This is a genomic window from Neisseria sp. HMSC064D07 (genome assembly GCF_001837185.1).
In the GTDB taxonomy this organism is placed as follows: Bacteria; Pseudomonadota; Gammaproteobacteria; order Burkholderiales; family Neisseriaceae; genus Neisseria; species Neisseria flavescens_C.
The window spans coordinates 35,849-48,985 of record NZ_KV831662.1; the positions used below are offsets into that span (position 1 = coordinate 35,849).

Consider the following 13,137-nt stretch of genomic DNA (forward strand, 5'->3'; position numbering starts at 1 on the left):
ACGCCTTTTGACGTTTTTACGGGAATTTCGGCATTTAATGTAAATAGTTGGTGCAAGAAAGATTACAAAGAGGTTAAAATAACGTGACTCAACATGTTTTCCAAAAGGAAACTTTCCATGGCTCAAACTCAGTCGAGTGCGAACTTGAAGCTGATTAATACGGTTTTTGCCGCTATGCTTGTGAGCATGGTCGGCTATTTTATTTATTGGGGCCTGGGTTATACCCACTACAACCACTCCGGCCTGTTTATCCTTGCTACCTTTTTCGGCGTCTTTATGGCGTTTAATGTGGGTGGTAACGATATTGCTAACTCTTTCGGTACAAGTGTCGGCTCCGGCACATTGACTATTCCGCAAGCTTTGCTGATTGCGGCAGTATTTGAAGTCAGCGGCGCAGTGATTGCCGGCGGCGAGGTAACAGATACCATCCGTAAGGGTATTGTCGATTTGAATGGCATGCATCTGGATCCGATGCAGTTTGTTTTTATTATGATGTCTGCGCTTTTGGCTGCGGCATTGTGGCTGCTTTTTGCATCGCGCAAAGGTCTGCCGGTTTCTACGACACACGCCATTATCGGCGGTATCGTCGGTAGTGCCTTGTGTATGGCGGCATTGAACGGTGTGGATTCCATTGCGCTGATTCAATGGGACAAGTTGGGCGAAATTGCCTTGTCTTGGATTTTGTCTCCGGTATTAGGTGGCATCGTTTCCTATCTATTGTTTTCACGAATTAAGAAAAACGTTTTGGACTACAACTCTTGGGCCGATAATACGCTCAAAGGCATCAAGTTGGAGAAGAAAGCCTATAAAGAAGAGCACCGCCTGTTTTTTGATGCCTTGAGTGAATCTGAAAAAGTCGAATACGCCACCAAAATGGCGCACGATGCCCAAATTTATGATGAGCCGGACTTTGATCCTGAAGAATTGCAGTCTGAGTATTATCGCGGTCTGCACCGCTTTGACAGCCGTAAGGGCGAAGTAGATTCTTACAAAGCACTGCATTCCTGGGTGCCGTTTATTGCTTCTGTCGGCGGCATGATGATTGCGGCCATGTTGATTTTTAAAGGTCTGAAAAATCTGCATTTGGGCATGAGCAACGTCAACAGCTTCCTGACCATTTTCATGATCGGCGCAGCTATTTGGATGGGTACGTTTGTATTCGCCAAAAGTTTGAAACGCAAAGATTTGGATAAATCGACTTTCCAAATGTTCTCATGGATGCAGGTATTTACTGCTTGCGGTTTCGCATTCAGCCATGGTGCAAACGATATTGCCAATGCGATTGGTCCGTTTGCCGCGATTATGGATGTGCTGCGTACCAACAGCATTACTTCTCAAAACGCCGTGCCGCCAATTGCCATGTTGACTTTCGGTATCGCTTTGATCGTCGGCTTATGGTTTGTCGGTAAAGAAGTGATTAAAACCGTAGGCACCAGCTTAGCAGAAATGCACCCCGCGTCAGGCTTCTCAGCAGAGCTTTCTGCCGCCGCCGTCGTGATGGCCGCATCATTTATGGGCTTGCCTGTTTCCAGTACCCATATCTTGGTAGGTGCAGTTTTGGGTATCGGCTTGGTTAACCGCAATGCTAACTGGAAATTGATGAAACCGATCGGCCTTGCTTGGGTAATTACCTTGCCTGCCGCTGCCGTTTTGTCTGTTGTCAGCTATTTGGTTTTGCAAGCCGTGTTTTAAATGACTATTTGATTTCAAAAGGCCGTCTGAAAGATATTTCAGACGGCCTTTTCTTATGTTCATTAAGAGTAGATTTTAGTTTGTTATGAACAAGCAAAGCTATTTTTAATCAGCCCACTATAAGGTTAAGACAGTAAAAAAGCCCCCAATTCATCGACGCTAAAGATGTCGTATTGAATTGGGGTCTTTATTTATTTAGTGCAAGCCTTATCAGGCCGTCTGAACATTATTCGGCAGCTTCGTTGGTCTCAGCTTGTACAGGAGCCGCTTCTGCTTCTGCAGTAGCCTTAGCAGCTTGGCGTTCGGCTTGTGCAGCCAATGCCTGTTGAACGGCTGGGTGCTGTTGGGCGATGGTTTGTTCTTCTGCGCTGACTTCGCCTTTGAAGCGGTTGTTCAAGTCAAAACGTTTGCCGCCGCGAGCCAGGGCTTTCAGATAGCGCGGACGGCGGCAGTGGTTGGCCAGTACGCGTGCAATCAGTGCAGGGTCGTATTGGGGCAGGGCGGCAACCAAGTCTTGGTCGATACCGACAGCCAACGGTTTGAATCGTTTGAAAACATCATATTTGCCGTAAATGTGGTCGGCAATCATGTCTGTCTGTTTTTTCTTGCTCATGGTTTGGACGGCAGATTTCAGCGCAGCGCCCAAAGCGGTTTCTTGTGCCATTGCGGTTGTATTCCTCTAATATAAATCCGTATTTTCGTCATACGGCAATAAGGTGCTATTGTAGTATAAAGACTGTGATTTGGCTAAATTTTTCTGAGAATATTCAGAAATAAACGGTTATTTTTCCAATTTGGCAATGTCCGGTGTATTAACCTGAACATCGGCATTTTGCGCACGATGGCGTAAGGCGTGGTCAATCAATACCAATGCCAGCATGGCTTCTGCAATCGGAGCAGCGCGTAAACCGACGCAGGGGTCGTGGCGGCCGTGTGTGGCAAGTTCGACAGGGTTGCCCTCTATATCAATGCTGTGGCGCGGTGTGGCGATGGAACTGGTCGGTTTGATGGCAATATTCACATGAATGTTTTGTCCGGTGCTGATGCCGCCCAAGATGCCGCCTGAGTGGTTGGACAGGAAGCCTTGAGGCGTGAGCTCGTCGCCATGCTCGCTGCCGCGTTGCGTTACGCTATCAAAACCTGCGCCGATTTCCACGCCTTTGACGGCATTGATGCCCATCATGGCATAGGCAATTTCTGCATCGAGGCGGTCAAAAACCGGTTCGCCCAAGCCGACAGGGACGTTGGTTGCTTCGATATGAAGTTTTGCGCCGACAGAATCCAATGATTTGCGCACGCTGTCCATATAGTTTTCTAAGTCCTCAATTTGGCTTTGGTTTGCTGCAAAAAAAGGATTTTGGGAAATATGTTCGTAGCCTTCAAACTGGATTTCTTTTTCGCCGACTTGGGTAACGTAGGCGGTGATTTCCGTGCCGAATTTTTCTTTCAGCCATTTTTTAGCGACTGCTCCGGCTGCAACACGGGCAGCGGTTTCGCGGGCAGAACTTCTACCGCCGCCGCGATAGTCGCGTGTACCGTATTTGTGCCAGTAGGTGTAATCGGCATGTCCGGGGCGGAAGCTGGTGGCGATATTGCCATAGTCTTTACTGCGTTGGTCGGTATTGCGGATTAGGAGGGCGATGGGTGTGCCGGTGGTTTTGCCTTCGAATACGCCGGAGAGGATTTCGACTTGGTCGGCTTCGCGGCGTTGGGTAACGTGGCGGCTGGTGCCGGGTTTACGACGGTCAAGGTCAAACTGGATATCCGCTTCGCTCAATTCTAGTCCTGGCGGGCAGCCGTCAATGATGCAGCCCAAGCCTGCGCCGTGGCTTTCGCCGAAAGTGGTAACGGTAAAGATTTGTCCGAAGGTATTGCCTGCCATAGGGATACTCTTTTGAAATTGGGGTTGGAAATTTTTTGCTTGTTTGGATAATTCTCAGGCCGTCTGAACAGGGAAACGAGGATCTTTGATTTCGTTGTCACATCTGTTCAGACGGCCTTTTGAGATGACTGCTTAGTTTAATTTACCGTGGCACTGTTTGTATTTCAGGCCGCTGCCGCAAGGGCAAGGATCGTTGCGGTGAACAATCAGGCCGTTTTGTGCAAGCGCTTCAGGGCTGAAGTCTGTGCCGTCAGGGTCGAACGCTTCGGTAACCAAATCGGTTTGCGATTGACCGAGCAATTCTTCCATATCAGGCGCATCGGAGTGGACGGTTTGAACATCGCTGACGCTTTGTGCGGCAGTGTGGTCGTATTCGCTGTTGCGTTCGATTTGAACGGCGGTCAGCAAAGCGGCAATGTTTTGTTTGATGCCGCGCCACAGGTTTTCAAACATAGCGAAAGCTTCGCGTTTGTATTCTTGTTTCGGATTTTTCTGAGCATAGCTGCGCAGATGGATACCTTGGCGCAAGTAGTCCATAGCGGCAAGGTGTTCGCGCCATTGGTTGTCGATAACTTGCAGCATAACATTACGTTCGAAGTCTGACATAGCCTGTTTGCCGACCAATTCGACTTTTTCGGCATACTCGTCTTCGATGCGCTTGATGAGGCGTTCTTTAATGTCTTGGTTGTCCAAAGTGCTGTCTTCTTTCAGCCAGCCTTTAATATCGACATGCAGGCGGAAATCGGCGGCAAGTTGATGCTCCAGTGCCGGAATGTCCCATTGCTCTTCCATGCTGTCAGGCGGGATGTGGTAATCAACCAAGTCACTGATAACGTCGGCGCGGATTTCGCGGGTCAAATCGCTGACGTCTTTGCTGGTCAGGATTTCGTTACGTTGATGGTAAATTACTTTACGTTGGTCATTGGCAACATCATCGTATTCCAAAACCTGTTTACGCATATCGAAGTTGCGGCCTTCGACTTTACGTTGTGCGCCTTCGATTTGACGGGTCAGCAGACCGTGTTCGATGGCAACGCCGCGCTCAGGTGCCAGGCGGTTGAGGATAGCGGCGGCACGGTCGAGTGCGAAGAGGCGCAATAATGGGTCTTCAAACGACAGATAGAAACGGCTGGAGCCGGGGTCACCCTGACGACCGGCACGACCGCGCAACTGGTTGTCGATACGGCGGCTTTCATGGCGTTCTGTACCGATAATGTGCAAACCGCCTGCGGCCACAACTTGGTCGTGTTCAGCTTGCCAACCGCTTTCAAGGGCGGAAATTTGCGCTTGTTTTTGCTGTTCGCTCAGGGTTTCATCGGCGTGGATGGCTTCGATTTGATGTTTGAGGTTGCCACCCAAGACAATATCGGTACCGCGGCCTGCCATGTTGGTGGCAACGGTAATTGCGCCGACTTTACCGGCTTGAGCTACAATCAATGCCTCGCGCTCGTGTTCTTTGGCGTTCAGAACGTTATGCGGCAGACCGGCTTTGTGTAACAAGTCAGAAACCAGTTCGGAGTTTTCGATGCTGGTTGTACCGACCAAAACCGGTTGGCCGTTTTTGTGGCATTCGGCGATGTCTTTGACGACGGCTTCAAATTTTTCTTCGGCTGAGCGGAAGATTTGGTCGTTGAAGTCTTTACGTTGTACAGGACGGTTGGTCGGGATGATGACGGTTTCGAGGTTGTAAATGCTTTGGAACTCGAAGGCTTCGGTGTCGGCCGTACCGGTCATGCCAGACAGTTTGCTGTACAGGCGGAAGTAGTTTTGGAAGGTAATAGATGCAAGCGTTTGGTTTTCGCGTTTGATTTCTACGCCTTCTTTGGCTTCAACGGCTTGGTGCAAGCCTTCGGACCAGCGGCGACCGGCCATCAGACGGCCTGTGAATTCGTCCACAATCACGATTTCGCCGTCTTGGATAACGTAGTGTTGGTCTTTGTGGAACAGGGTGTGCGCGCGCAATGCAGCCATGAGGTGGTGCATCAGGGAAATATTGGCGGCAGAGTAGAGCGAGTCGTTTTCCTGTAATAAGCCCATTTGGGTCAGGATTTGCTCGGCGTGTTCGTGACCGGCTTCGCTCAGAATAACTTGGTGTGCTTTTTCATCCACCCAGTAATCGCCTTCGCCTTCTTCGGTTTCTTGGCGGATAAGGTGGGCCGGAACGGCATCCATCACGCGGTAGAGCTGGATGTTGTCATCTGCCTGGCCGGAAATAATCAGCGGCGTACGCGCTTCGTCGATCAGAATGGAGTCCACTTCGTCGACAACGGCAAAGTTCAATTCGCGCTGAACTTTGTCGTATTGGTCGGTAACCATATTGTCGCGCAGGTAGTCGAAGCCGAATTCGTTGTTGGTACCGTAAGTAATGTCGGCGCCGTAAGCGGTTTGGCGTTCGAAAGGTTGCAAATCGGCTACGATCACGCCGACGCTCAAGCCTAAGAAATTGTACAACGGCTCCATAATGCCTGCGTCACGGGAGGCGAGGTAGTCGTTGACGGTAACGACGTGTACACCTTTTCCTGACAATGCATTCAGGTAAACGGCAAGGGTGGCTACCAGAGTTTTACCTTCACCGGTACGCATTTCGGCGATTTTGCCGTTGTGCAGGACCATACCGCCGATCAGCTGTACATCGAAGTGGCGCATGCCCAATACGCGGCGGGATGCCTCGCGGCAGACGGCAAAGGCTTCAACCAAAATATCATCTAGCGTTTGTCCGTCAGCGAGGCGTTGTTTGAATTCGGCGGTTTTGGCCTGTAAATCTGCGTCGCTCAACGCTTTCATCTGTTCTTCGAGTGCATTGATTTTAGCAACGGATTTACGATATTGTTTCAGCAGGCGGTCGTTGCGGCTGCCGAAGATTTTCTTAGCAATGTTTGTCAGCATGAATAATTCCTGCGCCTTGATATAATAGTGGGCGAAATTGGGATTTTAACACAAGCGCTTGTATAACGCGGTAATGCTGTTTGAAATAAAGGCAGTTTTGCTGTATTTCAATTGTAATTGTTTGGTTAATTTACTGAAAGGCCGTCTGAAACTATGGATTTAGCACAATTAGGGAAGCGCGATCATTTATTGGCGGGCTTGTTGCAACAATCGCAACAATGGCGGAAATTGGATGCAAAAATCAAAACGGTTTTGCCGGCCAACCTGCATCCGCATTTTCAGACGGCCTGCGTAGAAGACGGAAGATTGGTCTTGCTTGCCGCCAATAATATGGCTGCTTCGCGTTTGAAAATGATCCTGCCTGCCATGTTGCCCAAGTTGCAAACATTGCATACAGGCGTCAGGGAAGTGGTGGTCAGGGTAGTTCCCAAGCCTCCGGCTCAGCCGAAAACCAATAGTTTGAGATTGAGCGAGGCAGCTTTAGACAGCTTCGATGAGGCGGCAGCCAAATTGGAAGGCAAACATCCCGAATTGGCGGCGGCATTGGCAGAATTGGTGCGCAAGCACAGCCGCTAAAATCATGCCGAATGAGATTATGGTTAATAAATGTTAAAATTTATTTCATTTGACTGATAGCATCTAATACTAAAGAAATACGACCTAAACAGTAACTGTTTTCTTTTAGGTAAACTGATGTAAACTTGGCCTGAAATTTTGATTTCGTGTGAAGTTTGTAGCAAAATAACGCCTGAATTTCTTATCACTCTGCGTGAATAAGTTTAAGTTTGACATTTGTCTTTGTTAATATATTCGCGCGGGTTCTATTAATAGAACTTAACAAGACTCTCATCATTAGGAGATACATCAATGAAAGCTTATCTGGCTCTGATTTCCGCTGCCGTTATCGGCTTAGCTGCATGCTCTCAAGAAGCTGCAAAACCTGCTGAAGCACCTGCTGCTTCCGCTGCTTCTGAAGCTGCTCCTGCAGAAACTACTGCACCTGCCGATGCCGCTCCTGCCTCTGAAGCTGCTCCAGCCGATGCTGCCGCCGCTCCTGCTGCCGGCAACTGCGCAACTACTGTTGAAGCCAACGACGCTATGCAGTTTAACACTAAAGAAATCCAAGTGAGCAAAGCTTGTAAAGAATTCACCATCACTTTGAAACACACTGGTACCCAACCTAAAGAAAGCATGGGTCACAACATCGTCATCGGTAAAGCCGAAGACATGGACGGTATTTTCAAAGACGGTGCCGGTGCTGCTGCAACTGACTACGTTAAACCTGACGACGCACGCGTTGTTGCCCACACCAAACTGGTTGGCGGCGGCGAAGAAGCTTCCCTGACTCTGGATCCTGCTAAATTGGCCGGCGGCGAATACAAATTCGCTTGTACCTTCCCAGGTCACGGCGCTTTGATGAACGGTAAAGTTACTTTGGTTGACTAATCCGCCTCAAGCTCGAAAACAGACAGCCTGCCTTGCGCAGGCTGTTTTGTTATAATCTGGAAACATTAATTTAAGAATAAAACTTCAAAACCATGAATCCGTTTGAAACCAAAAGCGTTACTTTTGCCGAACCCATTGAAATGCTGTACGCCTGTCATGGCAAAGTGCGCCGTTTCTGCAGCCAGGTTGCCATGTTGTCGAACTATATTGCCGAAAACGGCTGCAATCAAATCGTTTTGCAAACCATCCGCCAAATTGCCCAATATTTTAATGTTGCCGCGCCGTTGCACCATGAAGACGAAGAAGAAAATTTCTTCCCGCTTCTATTGCAATATGCGCCGCAAGCTCAAGAAAGCGTTGACGAGCTTTTGCGCCAACATATCAGCCTGCACAACAACTGGGCGGCGGTATCTGCCGAATTCGCCAAACTCGAAGCAGACAACGCCTATATCCCCGATGCGGAAACGTTCAAACGCTTTGTCGCAGGATATGATGTTCATCTGGCGATTGAAGAGCCGCTATTTGATATGGGCAAAACCTTTATCCCCAAAGAAAAACTGACCGAAATCGGCGAAATTATGGCTGCACGCCGCCGCAAATAAGGTCGTCTGAAACAATCGTCTCAAGGAATACACTATGCTGACCCCAAAAAGTTGCGATTTGTTCAATATCCCTTTTTTCCAGTTTTCCCAGCTTAAAAAATACCAGCCTGAAAGCATTCCGCAAATCAAGGCAGACTATAAAGAAAACTGGCAGGTATGGCAGCAGCTAATCCAGCAGGTTGCCGCCGAATTGGGTGCACCGTTTGCGCCGCCGCATATCGAACGCTGGTGTAACGGCTGGCAGGTCCGCGCCCATTTTTTTGCCTATTTCAAATACGAACAATATAAAAATTCCGCAGCGATTTTATCGATTTTGCTGAATCGCCGCCGTTTGAGCGTCAGCTTGGACTGGCATTGCTATAAAGCCGATGTTTCTCCCATTGCGCTGCCTGATTACAACCGCTGGCTGGATAATTTTGATACTGAAAAATACGCTTCCTTCGATATGTGGCACGGTGCGGAAAGCGAATATGACGATTATCGTACCGTTGCCCAACAAAGCGACGGCGATAGAAAGCTTCGAGACGATAAAGATTTCTTCTGTATCGGCAAACACATCGAACGCGATGATTTGGGCAAGCAGGATGTCGCGAAATGGATAGTGGAAACAGTGGAAGACTTACTGCCGCTGTATGAAGCTTGTCATGGAAAATAAATCAGGATGCAGAAAGGGAAACTGCCCATTCAGTATCTTCAAATAAACTCAAGGCCGTCTGAAAATCATATTCAGAACGTTTCAGACGGCCTGTTTCTCAAAGTGAGCAAATATGACCGAAACCCAATCCCTAGAGCTTGCCAAAGAGCTGATTTCCCGCCCGTCCGTTACGCCGGATGACCAAAACTGCCAACAACTGCTGGCCGAACGCCTGCAAAAAATCGGTTTTGCCGTAGAAGAGCTTCATTTCGGCGACACCAAAAACATTTGGTTGCGCCGCGGTACTCAGGCTCCGGTGTTCTGCTTTGCCGGACATACCGACGTTGTGCCGACAGGTCCTGTTGAAAAATGGGATTCGCCTCCGTTTGAACCGACCGAGCGTGAAGACCGTCTGTATGGCCGCGGCGCGGCGGACATGAAAACCAGCATTGCCTGCTTCGTTACCGCCTGTGAGCGTTTCGTTGCCGAATATCCCGATCATCAAGGCAGTATCGCGCTCCTGATTACTTCAGACGAAGAGGGCGATGCGCTGGATGGCACAACCAAAGTTGTCGATGTATTGAAAGCGCGTGGCGAATTGATTGATTACTGTATCGTCGGCGAACCGACTGCCGTGGATAAATTGGGCGATATGTTGAAAAACGGCCGACGCGGCTCGTTGTCGGGCAATCTGACCATCAAAGGCAAGCAAGGCCATATTGCCTATCCGCATTTGGCAATCAATCCCGTGCATACTTTTGCCCCGGCCTTGCTGGAGCTGACGCAGGAAGTCTGGGACGAGGGCAACGAATACTTCCCGCCGACCAGTTTCCAAATTTCCAATATTAACGGCGGCACAGGCGCGACCAATGTGATTCCGGGCGAGCTAAACGTCAAATTCAATTTCCGTTTCTCTACCGAGTCTACTGAAGAAGGGCTGAAACAACGCGTTCATACCATTTTGGATAAACACGGCGTGCAATACGATTTGCAGTGGTCTTGCTCAGGCCAACCTTTCCTGACACAGGCAGGAAAACTGACCGATGTGGCACGCGAAGCCATTGCCGAGATTTGTGGCGTTGAGGCTGAATTGTCCACCACCGGCGGCACTTCGGACGGACGCTTCATCAAAGCCATTGCGAAAGAGCTCATCGAATTAGGCCCGTCCAATGCGACCATCCACCAAATCAACGAAAACGTACGTTTGGAAGATATTCCGAAGCTGTCGGCAGTGTATGAGGGTATGTTGACGCGATTGTTGGCTGAAAAGGCCGTCTGAAAACGACAGAAAGGGTATTGCCCCATCAAAACTGGCATACATTGTGGCAATGCTTTGACTGTCATTAATCGATTTCTTCACTAAAGGTTTCCTATGCAGAAATTTATCTCAGCCCTTGTTGTATTCGGATTGTCATTATCCTTGACAGGTTGTCTTGAATCCGAGCCAAAGCCTCAAGCAGTTTCAATCAATCAAGGAAAAATTTTAGAAAAAAATGTACTGGTGGGATTGTGGCATATTGACGAGTTACCCATGGATGCGCCCCAAAACGCATATTATCTCAGTCGGGTAGAAACAACCGGCTCTGACAATCACATTTATGGAAAGCACATTGAGTTTGATAAAGACGGCAGGTTTAGCAGCAGTTATTCAGCAGAATGCGGTAATGATTGTTTTCCACATTCAGAAGGTCTTTATCGATTTGTAAGTGATGATGAAGTGATTTTGCAAGCGACCAAGGTTGAGCAAAGAGGCTATTGTGGAGAAAGCGGGGAGTTTAACAAGAGCGGCGAGTGGGTCTTGGGAAAATTTAAGATAGAAAAAGACAAAGAATTTGTTGTTTTAAAGAAAATTCTATAATTCCCATTTTGGGATTTTATAAAATTTTTGGACGAGTTTCATTGATAGGGTAGGCGGAAACTTCCAGCCAACCTACATATAAGTTTTAAAGCCGCCGTACCGGATGGTGGAATTTATGATCCGTCGGGTAATAGTTTGGGGGTTTGTTGATTATCGGGAGTAAATGCAGATGATTACTCTGCCTTCTTTAGATGCGCTTCCAGCAAAGTGGAATGAAATCCGAGAGCAGTTGGAAACTGACTTTCCCGTTACTCTCGAAGCCTTGCTGCACGAGCGTCTTACGGAACACGAAGCCAAGCAGTTCGAGCAGGATTTTATCGACCGTATCGGCTGCACGCCCGAAGAATATGTCCGTATCCGCCGAGCCATCCGTCTGTTGGAAGCGCGTTATCCTGATAGTCCGAACGAACTGACTGCGGCCGCGGTTGCCACGCCGTTGGGCGAGATGTTGGCGGTGTTCGGCAGCAAGGGTTTGTGTCTGCTGGAATTTGTCGGGCAGAAACATATGGAACAGGAAATCATGGCTGTCCAAAAAGCTTTGCGCGGGCAGTTCATTTTCCAAGAAAATGAGCAAACGCAACTTTTGCGCCAAGAATTAGATTTATACTTCCAAGGCCGTCTGAAAGTTTTTGCGACGCCTTTGGAAACGATAGGCACGGCCTTTCAGCAGCAGGTATGGAATGCGCTGCTGACTATTCCTTACGGCGAAACGCGCAGCTACAAGGAGCAGGCGCAACAGTTGGGTAATCCTAAGGCTATTCGCGCCGTTGCCGCTGCAAACGGGCAGAATAAGGTGTCTATCTTGATTCCCTGCCACCGCGTTATCGGTAGCGATGGTAAGCTGACCGGCTATGCAGGCGGTTTGAACCGCAAACAATCGTTGCTTGCCTTGGAGCGAGGTGAGGTTCAGACGGCCTTGTTTTGAGAGGATCTGCATTAGGGGCAGGCTTCGCACGCTGAAAAATTGAGTAGCAGAAGGTCGGGGAAGCCCGGAAAAATCTGCATGGAGAAAAATGTTGGGCAATGCCCACGCTAGAAAAAGAGAAATAAGACATGAGCCTGAAAAACCGCCATTTTTTAAAACTTTTGGATTTCACGCCCGAAGAAATTACTGTCTATCTCGACCTTGCCGCCGAATTGAAGGCCGCTAAAAAAGCAGGGCGCGAGGTGCAGCGGATGCAGGGAAAAAACATTGCCCTGATTTTCGAGAAAACATCAACCCGCACCCGTTGCGCGTTTGAAGTGGCTGCGCGTGATCAAGGGGCAGGGGTAACTTATCTGGAGCCGTCTGCCAGCCAAATTGGGCATAAGGAAAGTATTAAGGATACGGCGCGGGTTTTGGGGCGGATGTTTGACGGTATCGAATATCGCGGTTTTGGACAGGATGTAGTGGAAGAGCTGGCCAAGTATGCGGGCGTGCCTGTGTTCAATGGTTTGACCAACGAGTTTCACCCGACTCAAATGCTCGCCGATGCGCTGACGATGCGCGAGCATAGTGATAAGCCTTTGAACCAAATTGCGTTTGCCTATGTCGGTGATGCGCGTTACAACATGGCCAATTCGTTGCTGGTGTTGGCTGCGAAACTGGGCATGGACGTGCGTATCGGTGCACCGAAAAGTTTGTGGCCGTCTGAAAACATTATCGAGACGGTGCAGGCTGTTGCCAAAGAGACCGGTGGACGGATTCTGTTGACGGAGAATGTGCAGGAAGCCGTAAAAGGCGTGGATTTTATCCATACCGATGTGTGGGTCAGTATGGGCGAGCCTAAAGAGGCTTGGCAGGAACGTATTGATTTGCTGAAAGGTTACCGCGTTACCCCCGAATTGATGGCGGCGGCGGAAAATCCGCAAGTCAAGTTTATGCATTGCCTGCCTGCTTTCCATAATCGCAAAACCAAAGTCGGCGAATGGATTTATGAGACATTCGGCCTGAATGGTGTGGAAGTAACGGAAGAAGTCTTTGAAAGCGAAGCCAGCATTGTGTTTGATCAGGCAGAAAACCGGATGCACACGATTAAAGCGGTGATGGTAGCGGCATTGGGCGGTTGAGTTTTGCGCTCAACGCTGCTTACTGCTTCATTTAATAGAGATTAAATAAAGGCCAAGACCTTTGCAAAATTCCCCAAAATCCCCTAAA

12 protein-coding genes are annotated in these 13,137 nt (G+C 48.9%); 9 read left to right on the top strand and 3 right to left on the bottom strand.

Features of this window, described 5'->3' with window-relative positions; genetic code table 11:
- The first annotated feature begins 117 nt into the window (after nt 1-117).
- Nucleotides 118-1,692: an inorganic phosphate transporter gene (locus tag HMPREF2608_RS03240; protein WP_039862088.1), complete on the top strand. Its 1,575-nt coding sequence runs from the start codon at nt 118-120 to the stop codon at nt 1,690-1,692.
- 226 nt (nt 1,693-1,918) lie between these two features.
- Here HMPREF2608_RS03240 and HMPREF2608_RS03245 read toward each other — a convergent pair whose 3' ends face one another.
- The 3 genes from HMPREF2608_RS03245 to secA all read right to left on the bottom strand — a co-directional run bounded on the left by HMPREF2608_RS03245 (nt 1,919) and on the right by secA (nt 6,460).
- Nucleotides 1,919-2,356 (bottom strand): ProQ/FINO family protein, encoded by a 438-nt coding sequence (locus HMPREF2608_RS03245; RefSeq protein WP_070825960.1) that lies wholly within the window; start codon nt 2,354-2,356, stop codon nt 1,919-1,921.
- A gap of 117 nt (nt 2,357-2,473) precedes the next feature.
- A complete protein-coding gene (gene aroC, locus HMPREF2608_RS03250; protein WP_070825961.1) occupies nt 2,474-3,574 on the bottom strand; it encodes a chorismate synthase in 1,101 nt (366 codons plus the stop codon).
- A gap of 132 nt (nt 3,575-3,706) precedes the next feature.
- On the bottom strand, nt 3,707-6,460 hold the full coding sequence (gene secA / locus HMPREF2608_RS03255; protein WP_070825962.1) for a preprotein translocase subunit SecA: 2,754 nt from the start codon (nt 6,458-6,460) through the stop codon (nt 3,707-3,709).
- A 153-nt stretch (nt 6,461-6,613) separates the two neighbouring features.
- On the opposite strand from secA, the gene HMPREF2608_RS03260 reads away from it, so the two are divergent.
- The 8 genes from HMPREF2608_RS03260 to argF all read left to right on the top strand — a co-directional run bounded on the left by HMPREF2608_RS03260 (nt 6,614) and on the right by argF (nt 13,049).
- Nucleotides 6,614-7,036 (top strand): DciA family protein, encoded by a 423-nt coding sequence (locus HMPREF2608_RS03260; RefSeq protein ID WP_070825963.1) that lies wholly within the window; start codon nt 6,614-6,616, stop codon nt 7,034-7,036.
- A gap of 291 nt (nt 7,037-7,327) precedes the next feature.
- Complete coding sequence (azu, locus tag HMPREF2608_RS03265) at nt 7,328-7,906, top strand: azurin (RefSeq protein WP_003748712.1); 579 nt, start codon at nt 7,328-7,330, stop codon at nt 7,904-7,906.
- Nucleotides 7,907-7,998: 92 nt separating this feature from the next.
- The gene (locus tag HMPREF2608_RS03270) at nt 7,999-8,508 is read left to right on the top strand and encodes a hemerythrin domain-containing protein (protein ID WP_004519620.1); all 510 of its coding nucleotides are present in this window, start codon (nt 7,999-8,001) and stop codon (nt 8,506-8,508) included.
- 34 nt (nt 8,509-8,542) lie between these two features.
- Nucleotides 8,543-9,163: a glucose-6-phosphate 1-dehydrogenase family protein gene (locus HMPREF2608_RS03275; RefSeq protein WP_004519621.1), complete on the top strand. Its 621-nt coding sequence runs from the start codon at nt 8,543-8,545 to the stop codon at nt 9,161-9,163.
- A 112-nt stretch (nt 9,164-9,275) separates the two neighbouring features.
- Entirely contained in the window at nt 9,276-10,421 is a 1,146-nt protein-coding gene (dapE, locus tag HMPREF2608_RS03280) for a succinyl-diaminopimelate desuccinylase (protein ID WP_070825964.1), read from the top strand.
- Between the two features lie 93 nt (nt 10,422-10,514).
- Nucleotides 10,515-11,000: a hypothetical protein gene (locus HMPREF2608_RS03285; protein WP_070825965.1), complete on the top strand. Its 486-nt coding sequence runs from the start codon at nt 10,515-10,517 to the stop codon at nt 10,998-11,000.
- Nucleotides 11,001-11,169: 169 nt separating this feature from the next.
- On the top strand, nt 11,170-11,925 hold the full coding sequence (locus tag HMPREF2608_RS03290; protein WP_070825966.1) for a methylated-DNA--[protein]-cysteine S-methyltransferase: 756 nt from the start codon (nt 11,170-11,172) through the stop codon (nt 11,923-11,925).
- Nucleotides 11,926-12,053: 128 nt separating this feature from the next.
- The gene (gene argF, locus HMPREF2608_RS03295) at nt 12,054-13,049 is read left to right on the top strand and encodes an ornithine carbamoyltransferase (protein WP_070825967.1); all 996 of its coding nucleotides are present in this window, start codon (nt 12,054-12,056) and stop codon (nt 13,047-13,049) included.
- Nucleotides 13,050-13,137: the final 88 nt, after the last annotated feature.

Coding starts and splice junctions, on each gene's coding strand:
- HMPREF2608_RS03240 (WP_039862088.1), top strand. CDS start 118: ATGGCTCAAACTCAGTCGAGTGCGAACTTGAAGCTGATTAATACGGTT.
- HMPREF2608_RS03245 (WP_070825960.1), bottom strand. CDS start 2,356: ATGGCACAAGAAACCGCTTTGGGCGCTGCGCTGAAATCTGCCGTCCAA.
- aroC (WP_070825961.1), bottom strand. CDS start 3,574: ATGGCAGGCAATACCTTCGGACAAATCTTTACCGTTACCACTTTCGGC.
- secA (WP_070825962.1), bottom strand. CDS start 6,460: ATGCTGACAAACATTGCTAAGAAAATCTTCGGCAGCCGCAACGACCGC.
- HMPREF2608_RS03260 (WP_070825963.1), top strand. CDS start 6,614: ATGGATTTAGCACAATTAGGGAAGCGCGATCATTTATTGGCGGGCTTG.
- azu (WP_003748712.1), top strand. CDS start 7,328: ATGAAAGCTTATCTGGCTCTGATTTCCGCTGCCGTTATCGGCTTAGCT.
- HMPREF2608_RS03270 (WP_004519620.1), top strand. CDS start 7,999: ATGAATCCGTTTGAAACCAAAAGCGTTACTTTTGCCGAACCCATTGAA.
- HMPREF2608_RS03275 (WP_004519621.1), top strand. CDS start 8,543: ATGCTGACCCCAAAAAGTTGCGATTTGTTCAATATCCCTTTTTTCCAG.
- dapE (WP_070825964.1), top strand. CDS start 9,276: ATGACCGAAACCCAATCCCTAGAGCTTGCCAAAGAGCTGATTTCCCGC.
- HMPREF2608_RS03285 (WP_070825965.1), top strand. CDS start 10,515: ATGCAGAAATTTATCTCAGCCCTTGTTGTATTCGGATTGTCATTATCC.
- HMPREF2608_RS03290 (WP_070825966.1), top strand. CDS start 11,170: ATGATTACTCTGCCTTCTTTAGATGCGCTTCCAGCAAAGTGGAATGAA.
- argF (WP_070825967.1), top strand. CDS start 12,054: ATGAGCCTGAAAAACCGCCATTTTTTAAAACTTTTGGATTTCACGCCC.